Raw genomic sequence first — 24,176 nt, 5'->3', positions numbered from 1 at the left:
ACCTGGGTCCCGGACAAGCGCTACGCGCTTTCCGGGATGACAACAGTGAGGTGGCGCGGAGACGCCCGAACCGATTGCGGCTTAGATACCCGCCCCGACCTTCTCCAGGCTCTGGGCCATCTGCTTCAGGCGCTTGTCGAGCTCGGCCATGGTGCGGTTCAGGGCGCCTTCGTCGTCGCGCCAGACCTGCAGGGTGCGGCCCCACACCGCCGACATCGCGGTCAGCCGGGCCGGGGTGGCGTCGACGCCGGCGGCTTCCAGGATCGCCCGGGCGGTCCGGGGGAAGCGCAGGGCCGAGACCACCACGCTTTCCGAGCGGCTGATGGCGATCAGGGCGGCCCGGTGCGGCTCCATGGCCTCGAGCCGGGCCATGGCGGCGTCGAACAGCCGGTCATGGGTCGAGGCGTCCTCGGCCGTGACCGTGGCCAGGGCGGCGCGGTCGAAGCGGGCGGCCAGGTGGTTCAGCACCGCGCCCTTGCCGTCGGCCCGGGCGTAGAGCTCGGCGAACGGGACCTCGGCCTTCAGGGCGATGTCGCGCAGGCTGATCTGCGTCCACGGCCGGTCGGCGGCCAGGGACAGGGCCGCGGCGGCGGCGCGATCGAGGATGTCTTCGGCGGCGGTCATGGTTGCTGAAATGGCGGGTCGGCGGGCGCGAAGCAAGGACCCTCTCCCAGGGGGAGAGGGCTCTAGCCGCCCAGTTCCACCGACCGCTTCACCGCCGCGTCCAGCGCGCGGGGCAGCAGGTCGCCGAAACCGCCCTCGCCCATCAGCACGCCCAGGGCCGCGGCCGTGGTGCCGCCCGGCGAGGTGACCTGCTTGCGCAGTTCGGCCGGCTCCTCGCCGCCCTGGCCCAGCAGGGCCGCGGCGCCGACGATGGTGGCCCGCGCCAACTGGGCCGAGGCGGCCGGGTCCAGGCCCTGGCCAACGCCCGCCGCCTCCAGCGCCTCGATGAAGGCGTAGAGATAAGCCGGGGCCGAACCGGACACGGCGGTGGCGGCGTGCATCAGGGCTTCGTCGTCGAGATCGACCGTGGTGGCCACCGGGTCCAGCAGGGCGTGCGCGCGGGCGCGGGCCTCGGCGGCATCGGCGAAGATGCTGGCCGTGCCCAGGCCGATGGCGACGGCGATGGTCGGCATCACCCGGGCCACGGCCCGACCGCCGAACGCGGCGGAGATGTCGGCGGCGCGCACCCCGGCGGCGATGGAGACGATCACCGCGTCAGGGGCCAGGTGCGGGACCACGTCGGCCACGGCCTCGCGCCAGATCTGCGGCTTGACGGCCAGCAGGACGGTCTTGGCGGCGGAGAGGGCTTCCAGCGGAGGATTGACCAGGGCGCCCTGGAAGGCGGCGGCGTCGACGTTCGGGTCGCGGACGATCAGGTCGGCGGCGGCGAAGGCGCCCGCCTTGCTCCAGCCCTCGATCAGGGCCCCGCCCATGCGTCCGGCGCCGAGGAGGAGGATGGGGGTGGTCATGGGCGGCTCCGCTGAACTGGACGCCGCCTGCCTAGCAGGTCACGCCTCGGGGAGCGAGCCGGGGACATGCCCTCGGGCGTGTCCCCATTCCGGATCGATGCGTCGGGTGGGGACACGCCGCAAGGGCATGTCCCCGGCTTCAGGCCTGGCCCACCGTTTCGAACATGCAGGCGGCCATGGCCTCGTCCGGGGTCTTGGCGCCGTGCAGCAGGAAGTCGAAGGCGGGGTAGAAGCGGTCGGCGGCTTCCACGGCGGCGTCGATCATCGAGGCGGCCTGGGCCATGGTCGGGCGTTCGCCGGCCGGCAGGGCCAGGGCGTGGCGGAAGACCACCTCGCCGTCGTCGGTCCAGACCTCGAAGTGGCCCAGCCAGACGCGCTGGTTGATCATCGACAACAGTTCGTAGGCGGCGGGGCGTTTGGTCTTGGACGCGCGCAGGTCCAGCGACAGGCACAGTTGCAGGCAGTCGGCCTCGGGCCGCCAAGCGAACCACAGCTCGTAGTCCTTCCAGTCGCCGGTCAGGGCGAAGGCCAGGTCGCCGTCCTCGGTGCGGTCGAACGTCAGGTTCTCGGCCGCGAGCACGTGCTCGACGACCTCGAGGGGGTCCATCGCCAGCAGGACGTCGTCTTCTTCCGGTTGGGTGTCCATAAGAACCTTTGGCCCCCGGGGAGGGACAGGCCGTTGGGCCCGTCCAAATCACCCACTCGAGGGAGTCTAATCTGCTTCGCGGGCGGCGTCACAACCGCCTTCACGTCGAACGGGAACGAAACTCGCCTATTCGGCCGCGTTACCGGTCTTCTTGGCGGGAGCCTTGGCCGACGCCTTTGCGGCTTTGAGCTCGGCGATTTCGGCGCGCAGGGCGGCCACTTCCGCCTTCAGGGCCTCGAAATCGTCGCGCCGGATCAGGTCGAACTCGGCGGCCAGGCGGTCGGCCTGGGCCCGCATCGCGGTCTTGGCTTCCTCGCCGGCGGTCTGGGCGATGCCCATGGCGGCCTGGGTCAGCTTGGCGAATTCGTCGAGGAAGGGGTTTTGGCTGTGCATCTAGATTCCAGGGCCCGGCGCGGCTGCCCCCAAATCAGGGGCCAGCTCTTATATGGGAAACGAGGGATGAAAGCGAACCGGGAACAGGCTATGCCTGCGACCATCTGTCCGTCCGGAGCGCTCGCGGCGTGATCTTCCCCGACATCGACCCCATCGTCCACATCGGCCCCTGGGCCCTGCAATGGGGCCCGCTGGCCCTGCGCTGGTACGCCCTGGCCTATGTCGCCGGCATCCTGCTGGGCTGGCAGTACGCGATCCGGCTGGTCCGCGACGGCAATCTGTGGGGCGGCCAGAAGCCGACCGCCACCTCGGTGCAGATCGACGACCTGGTGCTGTGGATCACCCTGGGCATCATCCTGGGCGGCCGGATCGGCTACGTGCTCTTCTACATGATGCTGAACGACACCCAGCGCGGCGGCCTGGCCGAAAACCCGCTGACCGTCTTCAAGATCTGGGAGGGCGGCATGTCCTTCCACGGCGGCTTCCTGGGCGTCTGCGCCGCGATCGCCCTGTTCGCCCGCCAGCAGAAGATCGACATGCTGAAGCTGGGCGACCTGGTCGCGCCGGTCGTGCCGATCGGCCTGTTCTTCGGCCGCTGCGCCAACTTCATCAACGGCGAGCTGTGGGGCCGGGTCACCGACCACCCGTTCGGCATGATCTTCTGCAACGACACGATCCGCGCCGCCAACGACGGCCGCTGCCCCGCCGGTCCCGAGCCCCGCCACCCCAGCCAGCTGTACGAGGCGGCGCTGGAGGGCGTGGTGCTGTTCCTGATCCTCAACTTCGCCGCCTACCGGCTGAAGTGGCTGCAGCGCCGGGGCGCGCTCGTGGCCACCTTCCTGATCTGCTACGGCCTGTTCCGCGCCGCGCTCGAGAACGTGCGCAATCCCGATCACGGCATGCCCGCGTTCCCGTTCGGCCTGACCATGGGGATGATCCTGTCGATCCCGATGCTGCTGGTCGGCGTCTGGCTGCTGCTGCGCGCGCTGCGTGAACCTGTTCCCGCTCCCGTCGCGGAAACCCATGAGCCTGCTTGACCGCCTGCGGGCCCAGATCGCCCAGGACGGCCCGATCAGCGTCGCCGAGTACTTCACCCGCTGCCTGCACGACCCGCGCGACGGCTACTACGCCAACCGCCCGGCGCTGGGCGAGGGCGGCGACTTCCTGACCGCGCCGGGCGTCAGCCAGATGTTCGGTGAGCTGATCGGCCTGTGGCTGCTGGAGACCTGGACCCGCATGGGCCGGCCCTCGCCGGTGCGGCTGGTCGAGATGGGCCCCGGCGACGGGACCCTGATCTCCGACATCCTGCGCGCCGCCCGCCTGCTGCCCGACTTCCTGGCCGCCGCCGACCTGTGGCTGGTCGAGGTGTCGCCGCCCCTGCGCCAGGCCCAGGCCGACCGGCTGGCCGACGCGCCCCTGACGCCCCGCTGGGCCGATCGCCTGGAGGCCGTGCCGGCCGGCGCGCCGCTGCTGCTGGTCGCCAACGAGGTGCTGGACTGCCTGCCCGCCCACCAGTTCGTGCGGACCGAGACCGGCTGGGCCGAACGGATGGTGGGGCTGGACGACAAGGGCGAGCTGGCGTTCGGCCTTCGCGCCCTCAACCCTTCCGCCGATCGTCGAGCGGCGTCACCCCCTCGGGAAGAGGACCTGCCTCCTGGAACGGTCGTCGAATCCTCGCCCGCCCAGGCCGCCCTGGGCTCGGAGATCGGCCACCGCGTCGCCCGCGACGGCGGGGCGGCCCTGCTGATCGACTACGGCCGCGACGCGCCGGGCGGGGGCGACACGCTCCAGGCCCTCAAAAGCCACGCGAAGGTCCCGCCCCTGGCCGAGCCGGGCCAGGCCGACCTGACCGTCTGGGCCGACTTCCCCGCCGTGCTGGCCGCCGCCCGCGAGGCCGGAGCCGGAACGGGACCCATCCTGACCCAGGGCGCGTTCCTGCAAGGCCTGGGGATCGAGGCCCGCGCCCAGGCCCTGGCCGCCGCGCGCCCCGACCAGGCCCTGGCCGCCGCGCGCCCCGACCAGGCCGAAAAGCTGGCCCGGCAACTTGATCGTCTGACCGGACCGGCGCAGATGGGCGAGCTGTTCAAGGTCGTCTGCCTGTCGGCGCCCGGCCTTTCTCCTCCGCTTTTCGAGGACGCGTGATGACCGCTGAAGACCTGCCCACCGTCCAGTCGCCGCTGCTGGCCGCCGTCGCCGGGGTCAGGCACGCCTTCTTCACCCGCCAGGGCGGGGTCTCGACCGGCCTCTATTCCAGCCTCAACGTCGGACGCGGCAGCAAGGACGACCCGGCCGACGTGGCCGAGAACCGCGCCCGGGCCGCCGCCTGGTTCGGGGCCGCGCCCGAAGACCTCAACACCTGCTTCCAGATCCACTCGACCATCGCCATCGTCGCCGACGGCTCGTGGGGCGACGCCCGGCCCGAGGGCGACGCGGTGGTGACCAAGACCCCGGGCGTGGTCTGCGGGGCCCTGCACGCCGACTGCGCGCCGGTGCTGATCGCCGACCCGGTCGCCCGCGTGGTCGCCTCCGCCCACGCCGGCTGGCGCGGGGCCCTGGACGGGGTGGTCCAGTCGGCCGTCGACCAGATGGTCGCCCTGGGCGCCCAGCCTGCGCGCATGGTCGCCGCCGTCGGCCCCTGCATCGGGCCCCAGTCCTACGAGGTGGGCCTGGAGTTCCTGCACCGCTTCGAGGCCGACAGCCCCGGCTCCGGCCGATTCTTCGCGCCCGGCCAGACCAACGACAAGCGCCTGTTCGACCTGCCGGCCTTCGTCCTGGATCGTCTGGACACGGCGGGCGTCGGCCGCAGCGAATGGGTCGGCCGCGACACCCGGACCGAGGCCGATCTGTTCTTTTCGAACCGCAGGGCCTTCCTGGCCGGGGAGTCCGACTACGGACGGCTTCTCTCGGCGATCGCGTTGGAAGCGTGAGTACGTCGAATAACGACACTCAGTGGAAACACGGGGTTGTTCCCGCGCCCGAGGCTGCTAGAAGCCCCCGCAACGGCGACACCCCTTCCCGAGACAAAACCATGAAGCTGCTGTCCGGCAATTCGAACCGCACCCTGGCCCAGTCCATCGCGGAGTATCTCGACATGCCGCTGACCCGCGCCCAGGTGCGCCGGTTCGCCGATCTCGAGGTGTTCGTCACGATCGACGAGAACGTCCGCGGCGAGGACGTCTTCGTCATCCAGTCGACCAGCTATCCGGCCAACGACAACCTGATGGAGCTGCTGATCTGCATCGACGCGCTGAAGCGCGCGTCGGGCAAGCGGATCACGGCCGTGCTGCCCTACTTCGGCTACGCCCGCCAGGACCGCAAGACCGGCGGCCGCACCCCGATCTCGGCCAAGCTGGTGGCCAACCTGATCACCCGCTCGGGCGCCGACCGCGTCCTGACCATGGACCTGCACGCCGGCCAGATCCAAGGCTTCTTCGACATCCCGACCGACAACCTGCTGCCCTCGCGCCTGCTCGCCGACGACATCCACAAGCGCTACAAGATGGGTTCCGACCTGATGGTCGTCTCGCCCGACGTCGGCGGGGTGGTGCGGGCCCGCGCCCTGGCCAAGCGCCTGGATGACGCCGACCTGGCCATCGTCGACAAGCGTCGCTCGGCCCCGGGCGAGAGCGAGGTCATGAACATCATCGGCGACGTGAAGGACCGTCGCTGCATCCTGTTCGACGACATCGTCGATTCCGCCGGCACCCTGTGCAACGCCGCCGCGGCCCTGATGGCCCAGGGCGCCAAGTCGGTCTCGGCCTATGTCACCCACGGGGTGCTGTCGGGCGCGGCCGCCGAGCGCGTGGCCAATTCGGTGCTGACCGAGCTGGTGGTCACCGACTCGATCGAGGCCTCGGACACCGTCAAGGCCTGCAAGAAGATCCGCTACGTCTCGTGCGCCCCGCTGATCGGCGAGGCCATCCGCCGGATCGCCAACGAGGAATCGGTCTCCAAGCTGTTCGACTAGGGCGCCCCCGGAGACGCGTCCAAAAGACGCCTCATGCGGGAACCGTCACGGCTTCACACGCCTTTTCGACGGCGACGCTTGTCAACAGAGGGTTAACGGGCTGACTGTCACAATCTCGCCCGCGCGCCAGTGTTATGGCGGGCGCTCTATGTCATTGGGGATGTTCTCGGAATGCTTTCCACCACGCGTACGCGCGCCGCGCTGACGGCCATCGCCGTGGTCGCCGCCACCTTGCTGGCCAGCTGCGAGACGCCGCCGCCCCCGCCGCCTCCGGTCGTCGCCGCCCCGCCCGCCCCGCCGCCGATCACCCTGTCCTCAAGCATCGTCGAGAAGGCCAGCGCCTTCCGCGGCTACATGCAGCGCGCCGGCGCGATCGGCGCCCACTTCGACAACGGCGACCAGATCCAGGCCTCGCTGAAGGTCGGCGTCGCCTACGAGCCCAAGCAGTTCCTGTCGGGCGCCACGGCCTACGCCGCCGTTCTGGCCCTGCAGGACCCGACCTTCGTGGCCTCGGTGCGCAGCTTCGCCGCCGACCCGACCCAGCGCCAGCAGGTCATCAACCAGATCATCGCCGACCCGGCTTACGCCGTCGGCTTCAAGGGCAGCGACACCGCCGCCGGCCGGATCATCGACACCCTGGGCGGCGACGGCCTGAGGCTCTACGCGGCCGGCAAGGCCGTGAAGCAGGCGGCCTACGACGTCCAGCGCTCGAAGTGGTCGACCCTGCCGGTCCTGGACCGCGACGGCCGCCTGGCCTACGCCAAGACCATGTCGGCGACGCCCGCCCTGGCCGACAGCGCCGACGTGGCCGCCCTGCGCGAAGCCTCGCTGAGCGGCCTGTCGTCGGCCTCCGCCCCGCCGGCCATCCCGGTGGTGGACGCGCCCGCCGCTCCGGCCGCCGCCGGTCCGCGCTCCGCCCCGCCGCCCTACAAGCCGCTGGTGATCCGCGGCCTGGCCGTGGCCGCCCTGGCCGCCCTCGGCGCGGCCGGCGACGACAAGCTGGCCCTGATCGACGCCGTCATGGCCGAGCCGGCCAGCGCCATGTGCCTGAACATGGGCAAGCTGAACCTCTACCAGTGCCTGGCCGTGGCCAAGCCGCACTACGAGGACGTCTTCTGCCTGGGTCAGCACGTCATGATCGACACCGGCGCCTGCGTGATCAAGGCGAGCGGCGCCGAGATGCCCTACGAGCCGCCGCCCCCGCCCAAGCCCGAGCCGGCGGTCAAGAAGAAGGTCCCGGCCAAGAAGGGCGCCGCGACCAAAAAGAAGAGCTAAGCGGCTCTACAGCCTGCTCTTTCGTCGCACTTCGAACGGCCGCCCGTTGCATCGGGCGGCCGTTCTGTGTATAGAGCGCGACCCAAAAACGCCGACCGGGCGAGACAATCCAGTCTTGTGCGGCGGTTTCGCATTTCGAGAGCACGGGGCTCTCCAGAGAGACAAGACATGGCCGAGATCATTCTCAACGTCGAACTTCGCGACCGCGCCGGCACCGGCGGTTCGCGCGAAACCCGCCGCCAGGGCAAGGTCCCCGGCGTGCTGTACGGCGGCAACAAGGCCCCGGTGAACATCGCCGTGAAGGGCAACGAATTCCGCAAGGCGCTCTACACCGGCAAGCTGCTGGGCCACCTGGTGACCCTGCAACACGGTGACGAGAAGCAATCGGTCATCGCCAAGGCCGTGCAGTTCCACCCCGTCACCGACGAGCCGATGCACTTCGACCTGTACCGCGTCGACGAGCACCAGCTGATCAAGATCGAAGTGCCGGTGCACTTCAAGAACCACGACATCTCGGTCGGCCTGAAGAAGGGCGGCACGCTGGAAGTCATCCGTCACACCGTCGAGCTGGCCTGCCCGGCCGACAAGATCCCCGAAGAGCTGGTCATCGACCTGGCCTCGCACGACATCGGCGACGTGATCCGCATCTCGGAAGTGAAGCTGCCGGAAGGCGTGCGCCCGGCCATGGACCGCGACTTCGTGATCGCCAACCTGAAGGCCTCGGCCGCTTCGCAATCGAGCGAAGGCGACACCACCACCGCCGAGGGCTAAGCCCCTTCGATCGGGCTTTCCGATCCGGTATTCGAGACGGGCGGGCTTCACGGCCCGCCCGTTTTTCGTTCAGGCGTCCATCCTTGGGTCTTACGCGATGCTGATCCTCGCCGGCCTCGGCAATCCCGAGCCGAAATACGAGAAGAACCGCCACAACGTCGGCTTCATGGCGGTCGACGCCCTGGCCCGCAAATGGGGCACGGCGCCGTGGCGCGCGCGCTTCCAGGGGCTGGCCTGCGAGGGCCAGGTCGACACCCCGAACGGCCCGGTCAAGCTGCTGCTGCTCAAGCCCAAGACCTACTACAACGAAAGCGGCCGCGCCGTGGGCGAGGCCATGAAGTTCTTCAAGCTCAAGCCGGCCGACGTGATCGTCTTCCACGACGAGATCGACATGGCCCCCGGCCGCTTCCGGATGAAGGCCGGCGGCGGGGCGGCGGGCAATAACGGCATCCGCTCGACCACCAGCCAGATCGGCGACGGCTTCCGTCGCGGCCGGATCGGCGTGGGCCATCCCGGCCACAAGGACGCGGTGATGCACTACGTCCTGGGCGACTTCCACAAGGTCGACCACCAGTGGCTGGACCCGATGCTGGACGCCCTGGCCGACGCTCTGCCCTTCGCGGCCGCCGGCGACGACGAGCGCTATCAGGCCGAGGTGCTGCGTCTGGCCCCCGCGCCCAAGGCCGATCCCAAAAAAGCCGCGCGCCAGGCCGACTAGAAGGGGCCGGCCAGGCCAAAGATTGACGTTCGCTCGCCCAGGGGACAAAGACCCAAGGCAGGGCTTGGAGCCGCAAGATGTTTCCCGCCATCGGCCTGTCGCTGATCTTCTCGATCGCCCTGTGCGTCCACGTGGTGCGCACCCATCAGCAGATGTACTGGCTGTGGATCATCCTGGCGTTCCAGCCGCTGGGCGGGCTGGTCTATCTGCTGGCGATCATCGCGCCCGAGTTCCTGGGCGGGGCCAAGGCGCGCCGGGTCGGCCAGGCCGCGCGCGACATCCTCGATCCCCAGCGCGAATACCGGGCCGCCACCCAGGCCGTCGACGACGCCCCCACCGTGGCCAATCGCGCCCGCCTGGCCGCGGCCGCCTCGGGGCTGGGCAAGCACGCCGAGGCCGAGCGGATGTACGCCGAGGCGCTCCAGGGCATGTACGCCGACGACCCGCAGCTGCTGCTGGGTCGCGCCGTCGCCCTGATCGAACTGGACCGCGCGGCCGAGGCCCTGCCGCTGCTGGAGGGACTGAGCGCCCAGTCGCCCGCCGCCCGCACGCCGAACGTCGCCCTGGCCATGGGCCGCGCCTACCACGCCCTGGGCCGTCAGACCGAGGCCGACACCGCTCTGCGCTGGGCGGCGGCCCACCTGCCGGGCTTCGAGGGCATGGCGCGCTACGCGGTGTTCCTGGCCCAGACCGGACGCAAGGAAGAGGCCCGCGAGGCCCTGGCCGAGATCGACAAGCGCCTGGCCAAGACCCACTCGCACTTCCGCAAGGAAGCCCGCGGCTGGCGCGACCTGGCGGCCAACGCGGTGGGGTGACTACTCGCGTGCGCGCCCGTCGCCGATCAGCATGTGACCCAGCCAGCTGACGACGCCGACCACCAGCGAGCCGAAGATCCCGGCCCACAGGCCGTCGACCACGAAGCCCTTCAGCATCCAGCCGACCAGGCCCAGCATCGCGGCGTTCACCACCAGCAGGAACAGGCCCAGCGTCACGACGGTGATCGGCAGGGTCAGCACGAAGACCACCGGCCGGACGATGGCGTTGACCACGCCCAACAGCACCGCGGCGACCGCCAGGCTGGTCCAGCCGCCCGGCACGGCGATGCCCGGCACGATCTCGGACGCCAGCCACAGGCCGAGGGCGGCGATCAGGGCACGGATGATGAAGCGCGTCACGGAAGCCTCCTTGGCGTCAAGCGCGACCATTAGATGGGCGCCGGCCCCATCCCGGCAAGTCCGCCGAATGGCTTGCGTCGACTATCCGACGATGCGCAGCCTGATTGATGACTAAGGTGCGGTCTTCGGCCTTGGCCACGGGAACGCTTTTCGCCTGATGACAACGCCGATCCTCGACCACCTGCGCGCCACGACCCGCGACCTGCACGACGGCCTGGAGGCCCGGCTGGACGTGTTCACCCGCGTCGCCGATCCCCTGCGTCGCCGCGACATGGTGGGCCGGTTCCTGGCCTTCTACCGCCCCGCCGAGGCCGCCCTGGCGCGGCTGCTGGGCGACGAGCCGGACCTGGAGTTCGACGCCCGCCGCAAGGTGCCTGCCCTGGAGCGCGACGCGGCGACCTTGCGGGCCGTCGCCTCGACCGACGCCCCGCTGGCCCTGCCGACCGACCGCGCCGAGGCCCTGGGCTTCCTCTACGTGCTGGAAGGCTCGACCCTGGGCGGGCGGGTCATCGACAAGCAGCTGCGCGTGCGGGGACTGTCGCCTGAGGGGCTGAGCTTCTTCCAGGGCTACGGCGAGGCGACCGGGGCGCGGTGGAAGGCGTTCTGCGCCGTGCTCGAGCGCGCCGGCGACAAGGCCGCGGCCGCCCGCGGCGCGCGCTCGGCCTTCGTCCAGATGGAAGCCTGGATGTGCGGAGTTCCGGCATGAGTGCTTCCGGCCCCACCCCCGAGCAGATCGCCTCCTGCGATCGCGAGCCGATCCACATCCCCGGCGCCGTCCAGCCGCACGGCGTCCTGCTGGTGCTGGACCGCGACAGCCTGGAGATCCGCCACGCGGCCGGCGACGTGGCCGGGTTGCTGGGGGCGGAGACCTGGATCGGCGTCGCCGCCGGCGCCGTGCTGGGCGACACCCTCGCTCAGCGCATCGCCGCCGTGACCGCCTCGGGAAGCGGCGGCTTCGTCGGCGCCCTGCGGGTCGCCGGGCGGGCCTTCGACGTCAGCGCCACTTTCCAGGCCGACAAGGTGCTGGTCGAGATCGAGCCGGGCCTGGACCAGGCCCTGACCGGCGCCCAGATCCTGGCCCAACTGGAGGCGGCGGCCGCCGCCTTCGAGCGCTGCCCCGGCCTGAAGACCCTGTACGACCGCGCCGCGACCGAGTTCCGGCGCCTGACCGGCTACGATCGGGTGATGATCTACCGCTTCGGCGAGGACGACGCCGGCGAGGTGGTGGCCGAAAGCCGCGCGGCCCACGTCCAGGCGTTCCTCAACCACCGCTTCCCGGCCAGCGACATCCCCAAGCAGGCGCGGGCCCTGTACGTGCGCAATCTGGTGCGGGCCATCCCCGACGCGACCTACGTTCCCGCGCCCCTGCTGCCGCCACTCCAGACCGATCTCGACATGAGCGACTGCGCCCTGCGCAGCGTCTCGCCGGTGCACCTGCAGTACCTGCGCAACATGGGCGTCACGGCTTCGGCCTCGGTGTCGATCGTCAAGGACGGGCGGCTGTGGGGGCTGGTGGCCTGCCACCACGAGACGCCGCGCCTGCTGCCCTACGACATCCGCGCCGCCTGCCGCGCCCTGGCCGGCGGCCTGGCCCGCCAGATCAAGGCCAAGGAGGAGGCCGAGACCTATCGCGAGCGCCTGCGGCTGCGGTCGCTGGGCGACGACGTGATCGACGCCCTGGCGCGCGCCGACAACGGCGACATGGCGCTGGAGGAGCATCTGCGCGACCTGCAGCGCTTGGCCGACGCCGACGGCGTGGCCGTGTTCCGCGGCGACCGCATTGAGGTGGCGGGCAAGCTGCCACCGCACCTGGCCCTGGCGATGCTGCGCGACTGGCTGCTGGAGACGGCGGGCGACGGGGCCGCCGCCACCGACCAGGCGTCGACCGACATCCCCGACGCCGTCGCGTTCCGCGCCCTGGCCTCGGGCCTGATGGGCGTGGTGGTCGAGCGCTCGCCGCTGCTGGCGATCCTGTGGACCCGGGCCGAACACGTCGAGACCGTGCGCTGGGCGGGCGAGCCGGTGAAGGCGACGACGCCGGACGGGGTCCTGACCCCGCGCGCCTCGTTCGACGCCTGGACCCAGACCGTGCGCGGCCGCTCGCGTCCGTGGACCGCCGGCCAGACCGGCGCGGCCCTGCGCCTGCGCGACGACCTGATCGACCTGCGCCGCGCCCGTCGCAGCGCCGAGCTGAACGCCCATCTGCGCGCCACGCTGCAGGACAAGGACGAGCTGCTGCGCCAGAAGGACTTCCTGCTGCGCGAGGTGAACCACCGGGTGCAGAACAGCCTGGCCCTGGCCGCCAGCTTCCTGACCATCCAGATGAAGAGCATCGACGATCCGGTGGCGCGCGGCCCGCTGGAGGAGGCCAGCCGCCGCCTGACCGCCGTGGGCCTGGTCCACCGGCGGCTCTATCGCGGCGACCAGCTGGAGACCGTGGCCCTGGACCGCTACCTGACCGAACTGGCCGAGGAGATGGTCGGCACGCTGGACGAGGCCTGGTCCCGCCAGCTGCGGGTAGACGCCGCGCCGGTGACCGTGCCCACCGACAAGGCGGTGATCATCGGCCTGGTGGTCACCGAGCTGTTCATCAACGCGGTGAAGTACGCCTATCGCGGCCAGCCGGGCCGGATGGACATCGGCCTGGTCGAGGACGGCGACCGCCTGCTGCTGACCGTGGCCGACCAGGGCGGCGGCAAGCAGGGCCCGCGCGTGGGCTTCGGCAGCAAGATGATGGACGCCCTGGTGCGCCAGATGGGCGGGGTGCTGACCTACCACGACAACGCCCCGGGCGTGCGGGCCGAGCTGTCAGTGGGTCGTTTTTGAGGACTTTCTCCGCGGGCTTTTAGGGTGACGTCGCGTCGCGCGGCATTTTGCGCTTGTAAAAGTGAGAATGAACGTTCATTCTCACTTCCGTAGCGCCAATACCCGAGTCCGGGTGTCGGACATTACAAATCTGTTACCGCCCTTAACTTCGCCGCAACGCCTCCCTATCTGACCCATTCTGGTGGGGGTGATGGCGCGCGAAACGACGGGCGGATCCGCACCAAGGGGATAGTTTTCCATGGCCGTGAATTCTCTATCGGTGATGTCGCCGGACGGCGGCCTGTCGCGTTACCTCACCGAAATCCGCAAGTTCCCGATGCTGGCCAAGGACGAGGAGTTCATGCTCGCCCAACGCTGGAAAGAGCATCAGGACAGCGAAGCCGCCCACAAGATGGTCACCAGCCACCTGCGTCTCGTCGCCAAGATCGCCATGGGCTATCGCGGCTACGGCCTGCCGATCGGCGAGGTGATCTCCGAGGGCAACGTGGGCCTGATGCAGGCCGTCAAGAAGTTCGAGCCCGACAAGGGCTTCCGCCTGGCCACCTACGCCATGTGGTGGATCCGCGCCTCGATCCAGGAGTACATCCTGCGCTCGTGGTCGCTGGTGAAGATGGGAACGACCGCCGCGCAGAAGAAGCTGTTCTTCAACCTGCGCAAGGCCAAGAGCCAGATCAGCGCCTTCGAGGACGGCGATCTGCGCCCCGAGCAGGTCAGCGCCATCGCCACCAAGCTGGGCGTGCTGGACAGCGAAGTCATCTCGATGAACCGCCGCCTGTCGGGCCCCGACGCCTCGCTGAACGCGCCGCTGCGCGCCGACGGCGAAAGCGAGTGGCAGGACTGGCTGGCCGACGACGACCAGGTGTCGCAAGAGACCGTCGTCGCCGAGAACGAGGAGAAATCGCTGCGAATGTCGCTTCTGGAAGAGGCGATGGTCGAGTTAACCGACCGCGAGCGGCACATCCTCACCGAGCGCCGCCTGAAGGACGACCCGACCACCCTGGAAGACCTGGCCTCGCAATACGGCGTCAGCCGCGAACGGGTCCGCCAGATCGAGGTCCGCGCGTTCGAGAAGCTGCAGAAGTCGATGCGCGAAGCCGCCATCGCCAAGAACATGGTCGAGGCCTAAAAGCCTTAGACCTTTCCAAGACTGGAGCGCCCCGGATCGAAAGGTCCGGGGCGTTTTTCAATGACGGATACCGCCGCCTTGGCCCTTCCCCAGCTGATCCTGCTGCCCGGCCTGCTGAACGACGCGGCGCTGTGGCGCGACCAGATCTCCGGCCTGGCCGACGCGGCCCGCTGCCGGGTCGCCGACCTGACGCGCGGCGAGAGCCTGCGCGAGCTGGCCGAGCAGGTCCTGGCGATCGCCGAGCCGACCTTCGCCCTGGCCGGCTTCTCGATGGGCGGCTACGTGGCCCAGGAGATCGCCCGGATCGCGCCCGAGCGCATCGAGCGCCTGGCCCTGATCGACACCGCAATCCGCGTCGACACGCCCGAGCGGGCCGCCCAGCGCCAGGCGACCAACGCCGCAGCCCGCCGTCCCGGCGCCTTCCTGGGCATCGCCGACCGGTTGATGGCGGCCTATGTCGATCCCTCGCGCCTTTCGGACAAGGACCTGACCGGCCGGATCCAGGCCATGACCCAGCGGCTGGGCCGCGACGTCTTCCTGCGCCAGAACGCCCTGCCCCGCGAGGACGGCGAAGCGGCGCTGCGGGCCCTGCGCTGCCCGGTCGTCATCATCTGCGGCGAACACGACGCGATCACCCCGCTGGCCGGCCAGCACGAGATGGCCCACGCCATCGGCTGCACGCACATGGTGATCATCCCCGACGCCGGACACATGACGCCGATGGAGGCCCCCGAGGCCGTCAACGCCGCCCTGCGCCGCTGGCTGGCGCGCTAGAACCGCTCCAGCTTCAGCGCCGCCTTCACCGCCCGCCAGTCCACCAGCTTGAAGTTCTGCCGCTCGCGGTCGGTCGACGGCGCCTCGCCCTCGACGTCGACATCGTCCTGCATGACCACCAGGCCCTCGGGGTAGGCTCCGACCACGCCGCCCATCGCCGCCACGCCGTCCGTGCCGGTCACCCCGTCGACGCCCTTGGCGGCCACCACCGAGAAGCGGCCGGCATAGATCGGCTGCGCGCCGTCCACGCGCCACACGCCGAAGGCGCTGTCGCCCTGGCTGGAGGCGATCAGCCAGGTCTTGGCGCCCTCGCGCAGCAGGGTCAGGCCCTCGACGTCCGGCTTGAGCATGTCGGACGGCGCCGCGGCCACCAGGGTGCGGGCGGCGTGCTTGGCGGGGTCCAGGTCGTAGCGCCAGATCCCCTTGGCCTCCTCGCCGATATAGAGCACGCCCTTGGCGTCATCGACGACGCAGCCCTCGGTCTGGCTGCCGACCGCGAAGCGCTGCTCCTCGGTGGCCGCCGGCTTGCCGTCGGGACCCACGGCGACGCGGAGCTGCCGCACCTGGCCGTCCGTGCCGTCGACGATGACGATGAAGCTGTCGCCCCGCCGGCCCATGCACAGGCCGTACGGCTCGGCCAGGTCGAGCGGCGCCAGGCCCCAGGGCTCGACCTTCAGGGTGGCGGGATCCATCAGGTAGAGCGCCGCGCCGATTCGTCCGCGGTCGCTGGCCGCGATCAGCACGCGCTCACCCTTCGCCGTGGCCAATCCGCCACGCAGGTCGACATTGTTGAGCTTGCCGTCGGGGATGAAGCCGGTGACCGCGCCGGTCAGGTCGTACGTGTACAGACCAGCCTGCTTGTCGGTGCCGAAGATGACCCCCCGCGAGGGATCGCGCGGATCGACCCAGATCTCCGGATCGTCGGCCGCGTCGGCGCGCTGGGTGGCCACGGATTGGGTCTCGCCGGCCGCCGGAACGGGCGTCCCCACCCCCACCAGCATCTTGCCGGAGTCCGACTTCGCCTCCGGGTCGGCGGGCTTGCAACCCGTCAGAAGGAGAGAAATTCCCAGCGCTGTCGCAAAATTGAAACAAAACTGTCGGCTAAACATCACTGGCCCCAAGATGATGGCGAATTTATGCCCCGCCGCGTGAAATCACGTGCGACCGGCTCCGTCAACAGGAGCTCGCCGACGATGGGGGAAATCACGTATGAAGACCAAGCTGTTCGCCCTGGCCGCGCTCGCGCCGCTGGTCCTGGCCGCCGCGCCGATCGCCGCCTGGGCCGCTGGAGCCGACGCCGACGCGCCGATCGCCACCGCCGCCGATGCGCCGACCACCGCTTCGGAACTGGTCGTGCAGGCCCAGATCGCTTATCGCAACCGCACCGACCAGGCCCCTCCGGTCCTCGACTACGGCCTGGACTACTTCCAGCGCTTCGAGCCCCTGACCGCCGGCGACGCGCTGAAGCGCGTGCCCAGCGTCGCCTTCCTGTCGGACGTCCTGGAGTCGGACGGCGTGCGCCTGCGCGGCCTCGACCCGGCCTACACCCAGATCCTGATCAACGGCGAGAAGGTGCCCGGCGCCGGCTCCGGTTCGGGCGCGTTCGGCTCGGGCGCCGACTCGGCCTTCTTCGTCGACCGCATCCCGGCCGAGCTGATCGAGCGGATCGAGATCGTCCGCAGCGCCTCGGCCAACCGCAGCGGCGACGCCGTGGCCGGCGCGCTGAACATCGTGCTGCGCGACGCCTACGCCCTGGACGGCGGCTTCGTGCGCGCCGGCGCCCTGATGTTCGACGACGGCCGCATCCGCGAGACCCTCGGCGGCGTTTGGGGCGGCCAGGTCGGCCCCGGCCGCCTGCTGATCGGCGCCAACATGCAGGGCCGCCGCAACCCGAAGAACAAGCTCAGCCTGCGCTACGACGAGCCGGGCGCGGCGATCAACAACAGCGAAGTCCAGACGGACGTGCGCAACGGCACCGACTACTCGTTCAACGCCAGCTACCAGACGCCCCTGGCCGGCGGCGACTTCGACCTGAGCGGCTTCTTCGTCCACACCGACCGGTACCAGAACGAAGACTCGATCGAGTACAACAAGGACATCCGCAACAACGCCAACCTCTCGACCCTGAACGACAACGACGTCGACATCGAGCAGGACAGCTACGCGATCAACGGCAAGTACAGCCACGAGATGGCCGGCGGCACGACCAGCCTGAAGCTGGGCTACGCCTCGTTCAAGGACAAGGAAGCCGAGTTCGAGGACGAGACCGAGTACCTGCGCGACGCCACCCCCTATCCGGACGGCGACCGCATCACCCGCGACAAGTCCAAGACCGACCTGGAGGACACCGAGTTCTCCGCCAAGCTCGAGCACAAGCGCGACCTCTCCGAGGGCGTGACCCTGCAGTTCGGCGTCCAGTACGAGAAGAAGCAGCGCGACCTGCTGGTCACCGAGGTCCCGCGCAACCGCTACAACCTGCCGACCAACAATCCTCCGGCCTTCGGCCCTTATGCGGTGATCGACGGCGGCGACGCCTCGTTCGAGCAGACCCGGATCGACCCCTACGTGATGCTGGACGGCAAATCGGGCGCCCTGAAGTGGGAAGCGGGCCTGCGCTACGAGACCACCGACGTCACCCTGCAGGACCGCACGGTCCCGTCCACCACGGACGTCGACTACAAGTTCCTGCTGCCGTCCGCCTCGATCCGCTACAACGTGACCGCCGACGACCAGATCTACGTGTCGGGCGCCCGCACCATCCGCCGCCCCAGCTTCGACTACCTGTCGCCGGCCCTGCTGACCGCCGAGTTGGGCGACAACGACTTCATCGGCAATCCGGAACTGAAGCCGGAAAGCGCCTGGGGCCTGGACGCCGGCTACGAGCGCCGGATGGGCAAGCAGGGCGTGGTCGGGGTCAATGTCTTCTACCGCAAGGTCAAGGACCTGATCGAGCTCACCAACACCGGCGCGGAAGGCGACGAGGGTCCCGGCACCTTCGTCTACTCGGCCCGCAACACCGGCGACGGCAAGGTCTGGGGCGTGGAGTTCGACCTGTCGACGCCGCTGACGGCGATCGGCCTGAAGAACACCGGCGTCTTCCTGAACTACTCCTGGCTGGACAGCGACGTGAACGACGAGTTCGGCTCGCGCAAGTTCAACAGCCAGTCGGACTACGTGTTCAACATCGGCTTCATCCAGGACCTGCCGACCTGGGGCGCGGCGTTCGGGGCCACCTACCGCAAGCAGGGCGAGGCCTACAGCCGCGTCGTGGGCGAGGAAGTGACCACCACCTATGACGGCGACCTGGAGATCTTCCTCGAAAAGCGCATCGGCAAGGACCTGACGATCCGCCTGACCGCCTCCAACCTGCTGGACGGCGAGAAGAAGGAGACCTTCAACAAGTTCACCACCATCGAGGACCAGAAGGACCGGAATTTCGACGAGTACGAGATCGAGCGCGAGAACGCCGGTCCGGTGTTCCAGCTGATCGCCCGCCTGGCCTTCTAGGCGGCGGCCTGATCCGGAACGACGAAGGGCGGCGTCCTCGGACGCCGCCCTTTTTCGTGTCGATCCGGCTTCGTCTAAGACGTCAGGCCGCGCCGCGGCCGCCCTTGTCGTCCTCGACCAGGAAGCCCATCAGGCCGTCGATGCGCTTGAGCAGCTCGGCCCGGCCCATGCCGCCCGCCGTGACGGTCTCCAGGGCGGCGGCGGCCTGGACGAGGCGGTCGTCCTTGACCGCTTCCCCGACCTTCTTCAGCTCGACCGCCTGGGCGGCCAGGGCGCGGCGGGCCTGGGCCGGATCGGTGTCCAGGGCCGAGGCGGCCGACTTGACGATGCGCAGGGCCTGGGACAGGCGCGCCGCGGGCGTGCCGCTGGCGTCGGCCTTGCGCTTGCGCGGCCCGGTGTATTCGGCCGAGTTGAAGCGGCGGCGGTCGGGTCCGACGTACTGCACGGCCTCGACCCAGTCGCGGGGCTTCAGCGCCACCGCCTCGAGCCGGCGCTCCAGGTCCTTGATCGTGAAGGGCTTGCGCATGAACTCGTGGATGCCCGCGTCGCGGGCCCCGAAGATCGCCTCGGCCGTCGCCTCGGCGGTGCACATGATGATCGGGTTCTCGCGGCAGGCCAGATCGCTGCGGCGGATCTTCTTGGCCAGGGCCAGGCCGTCGCAGCCGCTGGAGGCGTGCTCGACGAAGATCAGCATGGGGTCGACGGTGCGGGCCATGCCCCAACCGGCCTCGATGCTGGCCGCGTGGAAGATCTGGATGTGGCCCACGTGACGCAGCTGGTCGGCGAGCAGGCGCACGGCGGCGGTGTTCGGGTCGACGATCAGCACGCGCTGCATCTTCGCCGCGATACGCTGCAAGGTGCGGATGTTGCCGTCGAACACGAGTCCCGGAAGCTCCAAAGGTATTTCGACCGCACACTAGGCGGTCGATGGTAAAAATCCGCTTGATAGCCGCCTATTGCGACAGAACGTCCCCGGCTAGGCCGCCAGGCTGACGCTGAGACTGGCGTCGAAATCTTGCAGCAAATCGATCGCGTCGTCGATGTCGGCGACCAGGGGCATGCCGGCCGGGAAGCGATATCGCCAGAAGCTGGCGATGTGGGCGATCGCCCCGACCTTCTCGCCCAGCGACAGGAACATGTCCGGCGCGCGCAGCAGGAATTCGCGGAACGCGTTGGGCTTGCCGTTGTCGATCAGGTCGTCGAAGGCCCGGTCGTAGACGTCCAGCGCCCGCATGATCGCCTTGCGCTCGGCCAGTATGCCCTGGCGCAGACGCTTGCGGACGTCGTCGAGGAAACGCTGGGTCTCGGCGTCGCGGTTGCCGGTGATGGTCAGGCGGGCGATCTCCCCGCTCACCGTCTCCAGCTCGGTCCACAGCCGGGTCAGCATCCACTTGTAGTAGAGGAAGCCCTTCCAGCTGAAGACGCCTTCCTTGAAGCTCTCGCCGTCCATGACCAGGGTTTCGCGCAGCGGCTCCAGCCGCTCGTCGACATGGGTCGACAGCAGGGCCTCGACCAGGCGGGCGGCGTGGGCGCCCGGCGTGACCCGGCCGGTGTCGCGGTAGGCCAGGTTGATCAGGTGCGAGATCTGCACCGACACGAAGCTGTGCATCTGCTCCATGTCGGCGCTGGAGAGCGAGAAATAGGCCGACGACACCGACAGGCCGTGGCGGCGCAGGTGCTCGCGCAGCAGGAACGGGTCCAGCGAGGGGAGCTTGTCGATCAAGCGCAGGGTCGCGACGTCGCGCGCCATGTCGGTGTGCTCGTTGCAGGCCTCGCGCAGCAGGTCCACCCAGCCGCGCTGGCCCACGAAGAACGACTGGCCGCCCAGGCCCAGGTCGCTGCGCTCGAACGGGATGATGATCTTGGTGGCGTTCGGCCGGACTTCGTCGAACAGGAAGATGTCGTCGGTCCGCAGGCGGTGCTTGACCACCAGGGCGGTGTTGAGGGTGCGGTTGCGGAACAGCGGCGCTTCGGCGTGTTCCGGCCGGTGGCCGCTGCGGCTCTCGATGGCCAGCAGGTTCAGGACGCGGCTGGTCGACGCCTCGCGGTCAAGCGCACGCAGGCTGCGCGTCAGCCGATCCGCCTTGTTGGCGGACTTCATTAAACGACGCGCGACGGCCAACGACGGCGAACCTCCTTAGAGCCTTTAGCCTCACATGGATAATGTGAGGCGTCTAAAGGCTCTAAATCAAAAGTGCAGCGCGTGGCCGGCGCCGAAACCGCTCACACTTTCGGCTGCCACGCGCTGTGGAAGCCGCCGTCATAAGGCCTGGCCTGCTAAGCAATCGTAACTGGACCGTCGAAAAAGCGGGGCGGTCAGCCTTGGAACGGATCGCGCATCAGGATGGTGTCGTCCCGCTCGGGGCTGGTCGACAGCAGGGCCACCGGGGCGCCGATCAGTTCCTCGACGCGGCGCACGTACTTGATGGCGTTGGCGTTGAGGTCCTTGAACGAGCGGGCGCCGGCGGTGCTTTCGCTCCAGCCTTCCATCTCCTCGTAGATCGGCACGGCCGCGGCCTGGTCGCGCATGCCGGCCGGCAGGTAGTCGACGACCTTGTCGCCGATCTTGTAGCCGACGCAGATCTTCAGGGTCTTCAGGCCGTCCAGCACGTCCAGCTTGGTCAGGGCGATGCCGTCGATGCCGTTGATGGCGACAGATTGGCGCACCAGCACCGCGTCGAACCAGCCGCAGCGACGCGGACGGCCGGTGTTGACGCCGACCTCGCGGCCCACGGTCGACAGGTGCTTGCCGACCTCGTCGTCCAGCTCGCAGGCGAACGGACCTTCGCCCACCCGCGTGGTGTAGGCCTTGACGATGCCCAGCACGTAGCCCGGCCCCTTGGGGCCCATGCCCGAACCGGCGGCGGCCTGGCCGGCGACGGTGTTGGACGAGGTGACGAACGGATAGGTGCCGTGGTCGACGTCCAGCAGGGCGCCTTGCGCGCCCTCGAACAGGATGCGCTTGCCGGCCTTGTGGGCCTGGTCCAGCAGGCGCCAGGCCGGCTGGGCGTAGGCCAGGATCTTCGGCGCGATCTCCATCAGCTGGTCGAACAGCGCCTGGCCGTCGGCCTCGGGCAGGCCCAGGCCCCGGCGCAGGGCGCCGTGGTGGCTGAGCAGGCGCTCGATCTTCGGCTTCAGGGCTTCGGGGTCGGCCAGGTCGGCGACGCGGATGGCGCGGCGGCCGACCTTGTCCTCATAGGCCGGACCGATGCCGCGGCCGGTGGTGCCGATCTTCTGGGTCGAGGCGGCCTCGCGCGCCTGGTCCAGGTCGCGGTGCAGCGGCAGGATCAGGCAGGCGTTGTCGGCCAGGACCAGCAGGTCGGGCGTGATGTCCACGCCCTGGTCGACGATCTTGCCGATCTCGGTCAGCAGGTGCCAGGGATCGACCACCACGCCGTTGCCGATGACCGAGGTCTTGCCCTGCACCACGCCCGACGGCAGCAGCGCCAGCTTGTAGACCTTGCCGTCGACCACCAGGGTGTGGCCGGCGTTGTGGCCGCCCTGGAAGCGGACGACGACGTCCGCCCGGTTCGACAGCCAGTCGACGATCTTGCCCTTGCCCTCGTCGCCCCACTGGGCGCCGACAACGGTCACGTTGGCCATGTTCAGATATGCCTTATCACCTGCCGAAAGGCGCCCGCGGCCCTTCGACAGGACTCGGCGGCGGACGTTTCATCTCTTGTGATCGGCGTGACGGCCCGGCTGAAAAGCGGGCCGCCCGGTTCAGAACTTGTAGACCAGCCGGACCCCGGCGTCGTCAAGCCCCTGGTTCTTGCCCTGGTGGAAGATCTGACCGTTCGACAGGTGGACGTAGCTGAGTTCGCCGGACCAGCGGTCGTTGAACTGATAGCCCAGGGCCAGTTCCGGCTCGAACAGCACCTTCGACCCGAAGTCGATGCGGGTGTTGTAGAGCTTCAGGCGGCGGTCGATCTCGGCCTGGGTCAGGCCGGGCTCGTTGACCGGCGGCAGGCCGGTCTCGCCGTCGGTATAGGCCAGGCCCATGCCCGGACGCAGGTAGAAGCCGCCCGGCTTGCCCAGCTCGATATGCCAGTCGAAGCCGGCGGCCACGAAGTTGGAGGTGTTCTCGCTGTTGATCGAGATCATCGCGTGGACCTGCGGCTTGCCCAGGAAGCGCAGGCTCTCGATCTTGTCGGTGCGGTAGCCCAGGTGGATGTCGACGCCGTCCTCGCGGCCCGCGGCGCCCAGGCCGACGGCGTTCCCCACGAAGGTGACGTCGTGCTTATAGGCGCCGACGAAGACTTCCCCGGCGAAGGCGGGCGCGGCGACGGCCACGGCGACGCAGGCCGCGGCGGCGAACAAGGCTTTCTTCACGGAAGGCTCCCCAGCGATTTCGAGTGTCCTCTTACCTCCTGAACGGCGCCGCTCGCAAAGGGTTTCGGCGGCGCTTGGGGAGCGATAGAGGTTCCTGCATGAGCATCGCCCTGTCCGACATCCAAGCCGCCGCCGCCCGCCTCGAAGGCCAGGCCGTCCGCACGCCCCTGATCGAGAGCCCGGCGCTGAACGAACGCCTGGGCGGGCGGGTCCTGATCAAGCCCGAGACCCTGCAGCGGGCCGGGGCCTTCAAGTTCCGCGGCGCCTACAACCGGCTGTCCCAGCTGACCGACGCGGAACGCAGGCGCGGGGTGGTGGCCTTCTCGTCGGGCAACCACGCCCAGGGCGTGGCCCTGGCGGCCCAGCTGCTGGGCTGCCCGGCCCTGATCGTCATGCCGTCCGACTCGCCGGCCGTGAAGGTCGAGGGCACGCGCGGCTTCGGGGCCGAGATCCGCTTCTACGACCGCTTCACCGAGGATCGCGTCGCCATCGCCGACCTGATCGCCGCCGAGCGCGGCTGCGTGGTGGTGCCGTCCTACGACGATCCGCACATCATCGCCGGCCAGGGCACGGCGGGGCTGGAGATCGTCGAGCAGGCCCGGGCCCTGGGCCTGACGCTGGACAAGGTGCTCAGCCCCGTCGGCGGCGGCGGCCTGATCGGCGGCGTCTCCACGGCCGTGAAGGCCCTGTCGCCCTCCACCCAGGTCTGGGGCGCCGAGCCCGCCGGCTTCGACGAGACCCGCCGCTCGCTGGAAAGCGGCGAACGCGAGACCATCGACCCCGACGCCCGCTCCTTCTGCGACGCCCTGCTGACCCCGATCCCGGGCGAGCTGACCTGGGCGATCAACAGCAGGACCCTCAGCGGGATCGTGGCGGTCACCGACGCCGAGGTCGCCGAGGCCATGCGCTACGCCTTCTCGGTGCTGAAGCTGGTGGTCGAGCCAGGCGGCTGCGTGGCCCTGACCGCGGCCCTGACCGGCAAGATCGACCTGAAGGGCCAGACGGCGGCCATCGTCTGCTCTGGCGGCAACGTCGATCCGGCGCTGTACGCGCGGGTGCTGAACGGCGAGATCTAGGGCCGGAGACATGCGCTCGCGCATGTCCCCAACAGATGCGGCGCGAGACCTGGGGACACGCACAAGTGCATGTCCCCGTCGGAGCTTCCCGTTCGCCGCAGCTAAGGCTAGGGTCCGC

Annotated in this window: 24 protein-coding genes; 14 read left to right on the top strand and 10 right to left on the bottom strand. The window is 69.7% G+C overall.

The features are described from left to right. Positions 1-81: 81 nt before the first annotated feature. The 4 genes from BR39_RS0112505 to BR39_RS0112490 all read right to left on the bottom strand — a co-directional run bounded on the left by BR39_RS0112505 (position 82) and on the right by BR39_RS0112490 (position 2,511). Entirely contained in the window at positions 82-624 is a 543-nt protein-coding gene (locus BR39_RS0112505; protein ID WP_029912094.1) for a hypothetical protein, read from the bottom strand. A gap of 62 nt (positions 625-686) precedes the next feature. Beyond that, positions 687-1,472 (bottom strand): pyrroline-5-carboxylate reductase, encoded by a 786-nt coding sequence (gene proC / locus BR39_RS0112500; protein WP_029912092.1) that lies wholly within the window; start codon positions 1,470-1,472, stop codon positions 687-689. 139 nt (positions 1,473-1,611) lie between these two features. Further along, on the bottom strand, positions 1,612-2,118 hold the full coding sequence (locus BR39_RS0112495; RefSeq protein WP_029912089.1) for a YbjN domain-containing protein: 507 nt from the start codon (positions 2,116-2,118) through the stop codon (positions 1,612-1,614). 126 nt (positions 2,119-2,244) lie between these two features. Then, positions 2,245-2,511 carry an accessory factor UbiK family protein gene (locus BR39_RS0112490; RefSeq protein WP_029912087.1) on the bottom strand — a complete coding sequence of 89 codons (267 nt, stop codon included), beginning with the start codon at positions 2,509-2,511 and terminating at the stop codon, positions 2,245-2,247. A gap of 128 nt (positions 2,512-2,639) precedes the next feature. On the opposite strand from BR39_RS0112490, the gene lgt reads away from it, so the two are divergent. The 8 genes from lgt to BR39_RS0112450 all read left to right on the top strand — a co-directional run bounded on the left by lgt (position 2,640) and on the right by BR39_RS0112450 (position 10,057). Next, a complete protein-coding gene (gene lgt / locus BR39_RS0112485; protein ID WP_029912084.1) occupies positions 2,640-3,548 on the top strand; it encodes a prolipoprotein diacylglyceryl transferase in 909 nt (302 codons plus the stop codon). After that, positions 3,535-4,653 carry a class I SAM-dependent methyltransferase gene (locus BR39_RS0112480; RefSeq protein WP_029912076.1) on the top strand — a complete coding sequence of 373 codons (1,119 nt, stop codon included), beginning with the start codon at positions 3,535-3,537 and terminating at the stop codon, positions 4,651-4,653. The genes lgt and BR39_RS0112480 overlap by 14 nt, the downstream gene beginning before the upstream one ends. Continuing rightward, entirely contained in the window at positions 4,653-5,438 is a 786-nt protein-coding gene (gene pgeF / locus BR39_RS0112475) for a peptidoglycan editing factor PgeF (RefSeq protein WP_029912075.1), read from the top strand. Before BR39_RS0112480 ends, pgeF begins: the two co-directional genes overlap by 1 nt. A gap of 101 nt (positions 5,439-5,539) precedes the next feature. Beyond that, a complete protein-coding gene (locus tag BR39_RS0112470) occupies positions 5,540-6,478 on the top strand; it encodes a ribose-phosphate pyrophosphokinase (protein ID WP_029912072.1) in 939 nt (312 codons plus the stop codon). 171 nt (positions 6,479-6,649) lie between these two features. Then, positions 6,650-7,753 (top strand): hypothetical protein, encoded by a 1,104-nt coding sequence (locus tag BR39_RS0112465; RefSeq protein WP_029912068.1) that lies wholly within the window; start codon positions 6,650-6,652, stop codon positions 7,751-7,753. A 168-nt stretch (positions 7,754-7,921) separates the two neighbouring features. After that, on the top strand, positions 7,922-8,524 hold the full coding sequence (locus BR39_RS0112460) for a 50S ribosomal protein L25/general stress protein Ctc (protein WP_029912067.1): 603 nt from the start codon (positions 7,922-7,924) through the stop codon (positions 8,522-8,524). Between the two features lie 97 nt (positions 8,525-8,621). Next, complete coding sequence (gene pth / locus BR39_RS0112455; protein ID WP_029912065.1) at positions 8,622-9,242, top strand: aminoacyl-tRNA hydrolase; 621 nt, start codon at positions 8,622-8,624, stop codon at positions 9,240-9,242. A gap of 77 nt (positions 9,243-9,319) precedes the next feature. Beyond that, a complete protein-coding gene (locus tag BR39_RS0112450) occupies positions 9,320-10,057 on the top strand; it encodes a tetratricopeptide repeat protein (RefSeq protein ID WP_029912063.1) in 738 nt (245 codons plus the stop codon). Here BR39_RS0112450 and BR39_RS0112445 read toward each other — a convergent pair whose 3' ends face one another. Continuing rightward, positions 10,058-10,417, bottom strand: a complete 360-nt coding sequence (locus tag BR39_RS0112445; RefSeq protein ID WP_029912061.1) for a phage holin family protein — start codon at positions 10,415-10,417, stop codon at positions 10,058-10,060. A gap of 157 nt (positions 10,418-10,574) precedes the next feature. On the opposite strand from BR39_RS0112445, the gene BR39_RS25325 reads away from it, so the two are divergent. The 4 genes from BR39_RS25325 (at position 10,575) to BR39_RS0112425 (ending at position 15,143) form a co-directional block, all read left to right on the top strand. Next, positions 10,575-11,123, top strand: coding sequence for a biliverdin-producing heme oxygenase (locus BR39_RS25325; protein WP_051695570.1), 549 nt, complete (start codon positions 10,575-10,577; stop codon positions 11,121-11,123). Continuing rightward, the gene (locus BR39_RS0112435) at positions 11,120-13,243 is read left to right on the top strand and encodes a GAF domain-containing protein (protein ID WP_029912057.1); all 2,124 of its coding nucleotides are present in this window, start codon (positions 11,120-11,122) and stop codon (positions 13,241-13,243) included. The genes BR39_RS25325 and BR39_RS0112435 overlap by 4 nt, the downstream gene beginning before the upstream one ends. A 238-nt stretch (positions 13,244-13,481) precedes the next feature. After that, positions 13,482-14,369 carry an RNA polymerase sigma factor RpoH gene (gene rpoH, locus BR39_RS0112430; RefSeq protein ID WP_029912055.1) on the top strand — a complete coding sequence of 296 codons (888 nt, stop codon included), beginning with the start codon at positions 13,482-13,484 and terminating at the stop codon, positions 14,367-14,369. 60 nt (positions 14,370-14,429) lie between these two features. Next, complete coding sequence (locus BR39_RS0112425; RefSeq protein WP_029912050.1) at positions 14,430-15,143, top strand: alpha/beta fold hydrolase; 714 nt, start codon at positions 14,430-14,432, stop codon at positions 15,141-15,143. Here the strand turns inward: BR39_RS0112425 and BR39_RS0112420 are convergent. Continuing rightward, a complete protein-coding gene (locus tag BR39_RS0112420) occupies positions 15,140-16,144 on the bottom strand; it encodes a phytase (protein ID WP_156035747.1) in 1,005 nt (334 codons plus the stop codon). The two genes, BR39_RS0112425 and BR39_RS0112420, sit on opposite strands and share 4 nt — an antisense overlap. 208 nt (positions 16,145-16,352) lie before the next feature. On the opposite strand from BR39_RS0112420, the gene BR39_RS0112415 reads away from it, so the two are divergent. Next, positions 16,353-18,650, top strand: a complete 2,298-nt coding sequence (locus BR39_RS0112415) for a TonB-dependent siderophore receptor (protein WP_051695567.1) — start codon at positions 16,353-16,355, stop codon at positions 18,648-18,650. Positions 18,651-18,732: 82 nt separating this feature from the next. Here BR39_RS0112415 and BR39_RS0112410 read toward each other — a convergent pair whose 3' ends face one another. The 4 genes from BR39_RS0112410 to BR39_RS0112395 form a co-directional block, all read right to left on the bottom strand. Further along, on the bottom strand, positions 18,733-19,530 hold the full coding sequence (locus tag BR39_RS0112410; RefSeq protein ID WP_029912043.1) for a response regulator transcription factor: 798 nt from the start codon (positions 19,528-19,530) through the stop codon (positions 18,733-18,735). Positions 19,531-19,626: 96 nt separating this feature from the next. Beyond that, entirely contained in the window at positions 19,627-20,751 is a 1,125-nt protein-coding gene (locus BR39_RS0112405) for a hypothetical protein (RefSeq protein ID WP_029912040.1), read from the bottom strand. 215 nt (positions 20,752-20,966) lie between these two features. Further along, positions 20,967-22,253, bottom strand: coding sequence for an adenylosuccinate synthase (locus tag BR39_RS0112400; RefSeq protein ID WP_029912039.1), 1,287 nt, complete (start codon positions 22,251-22,253; stop codon positions 20,967-20,969). Positions 22,254-22,373: 120 nt separating this feature from the next. Next, positions 22,374-22,982: an acyloxyacyl hydrolase gene (locus BR39_RS0112395; RefSeq protein WP_029912038.1), complete on the bottom strand. Its 609-nt coding sequence runs from the start codon at positions 22,980-22,982 to the stop codon at positions 22,374-22,376. 98 nt (positions 22,983-23,080) lie between these two features. Between BR39_RS0112395 and BR39_RS0112390 the strand changes: the two genes are divergently transcribed. Further along, positions 23,081-24,058 (top strand): threonine/serine dehydratase, encoded by a 978-nt coding sequence (locus BR39_RS0112390; RefSeq protein ID WP_029912037.1) that lies wholly within the window; start codon positions 23,081-23,083, stop codon positions 24,056-24,058. Positions 24,059-24,176: the final 118 nt, after the last annotated feature.

It is taken from the genome of Caulobacter sp. UNC358MFTsu5.1, from assembly GCF_000712075.1.
Taxonomy (GTDB): domain Bacteria; phylum Pseudomonadota; class Alphaproteobacteria; order Caulobacterales; family Caulobacteraceae; genus Caulobacter.
The sequence above is the reverse complement of the archived record's forward strand: the minus strand, read 5'-3'. Positions and strand labels throughout refer to the sequence as shown.